Consider the following 1559-nt stretch of genomic DNA (forward strand, 5'->3'; position numbering starts at 1 on the left):
AATAAATAACAATATTAAGAACTGACCGGTCCACCGAACTTCCCGCTTCGAAAGCCGCGGCGTGGCGTTGCGATCGATCATTGGCCCGATCCGTTGATCAATTCCTCCGGCAGGTGCTTCTTCGTTTTCAGGCCCAGGTCCTTCAGCTTGGTAGCCTGCAACACCAGGTTATCATTTCCGCTGGTCAGCTGCTTGTAAGCATCGCCGTATTTGCTTTGGGCTTTATCCAAATGGGCGCCTACATCTTCCAGGTTGGCTACAAAGCCTACAAACTTATCGTACAGTTTAGCGCCACGTTCTGCAATCTCGTTGGCGTTGAGGTTTTGATATTCGCGTTTCCAGAGGTCGGCTATCAGCTTCAGCGAAGTGATGAGGTTGGTGGGGCTCAAGAGCAGGATGCGTTTGTCGTAGGCATAGTTCCACAGGTCCGGGTCTGCCTGCAGGGCGGCAATGTAGGCCGGCTCGCTGGGCACAAACAGCATCACAAAATCGAGGCTTTTGTTGTAGTCGTCGTAGCCTTTGGCGCTGAGCGTGCAGATATGCCTTTTGATGGAGCCCACGTGCTCGGCCAGTTCGCTCAGGCGGGTAGCTTCGTCGGGAGCATCCACGCAGCGGGCAAAAGCGTTGAGCGATACTTTGGAGTCGATGATCACGTGTCGGTTGTCGGGGTATTTGATGATGGCATCGGGGCGCATCTTTTTATCTTCGGAGTGGGAGCGCAGCGGGTTGCCCTGCTCATCGAGCAGCTGCTCTTCCATAAAGTATTCACGGCCCCTGGCAAGGCCCGAGCGCTCAAGTATATTTTCGAGGATCATTTCGCCCCAGCCGCCCTGGGTTTTCGATTCCGACTTTAAGGCACGGGTAAGGTTGTGCGCTTCTTCGCTGATCTTTTTGTTGAGCTCGGCCAGTTCTTTTACGCGTTCGCCGAGGGAGAACCGCTCTTTTGATTCTTTATCGTAGGTTTCTTCCACTTTGGTTTTAAACTCGGCAATGTTTTTACCCAGTGGTTCCAGTATGAGGTGGAGGTTGGCTTTGTTGAGTTCGGTAAATTTTTCGGTTTTGGTATCGAGGATGCGGTTGGCAATGTTTTCAAATTCGGTGTTGAATTTTTTATTGAGCGCTTCCATTTCTTCTTTCTGCGTGTTCAGCCTCTGCTGAAGTGCTTCGTTGTTGGCGGTTTGGGTGGCCAGTTGCCGATGAGAGGTGGAGAGGTCTTGTTTTAATGTTTGCAGTTCTTCTCTGAGGATATCGGCGTCTTTATTTTTATCCTGGGCCATTTGGTTGGCGGCACGTAGTTCGGCTTTTGCACCGGCCAGTAATGTGCTGGTTTCGGATAGCTGAAGCTGGTTTTCTTTGAGCGACTGTTGCAGGGTGGTCAACTCATTTGCCTTTGCCTGTAGTTGTTGCTCTGCGTTGCTCAGCTGCTGGGTGTGCGTGGCCCGGTAGCTGCTGAATTCTTTATCGAGCTCTGCGTATTGCTGTTGCAGCAGCGCTGTTTTCTTTTCATGTTCGCTGCGGCCGGTTGATTTGCCGAGCAGCCAGCCGAGGAGTGCGCCTGC

The 1559-nt window shown here is 52.1% G+C and carries 1 protein-coding gene; it reads right to left on the bottom strand.

The features are described from left to right. Positions 1-77 precede the first annotated feature (77 nt). Positions 78-1559, bottom strand: a 1482-nt coding sequence (gene rmuC, locus EGI32_RS11250; RefSeq protein WP_255155458.1) for a DNA recombination protein RmuC, incomplete at its 5' end; no start/stop codon positions are given.

It is taken from the genome of Ferruginibacter sp. HRS2-29 (assembly GCF_024343615.1).
GTDB lineage: Bacteria > Bacteroidota > Bacteroidia > Chitinophagales > Chitinophagaceae > Ferruginibacter.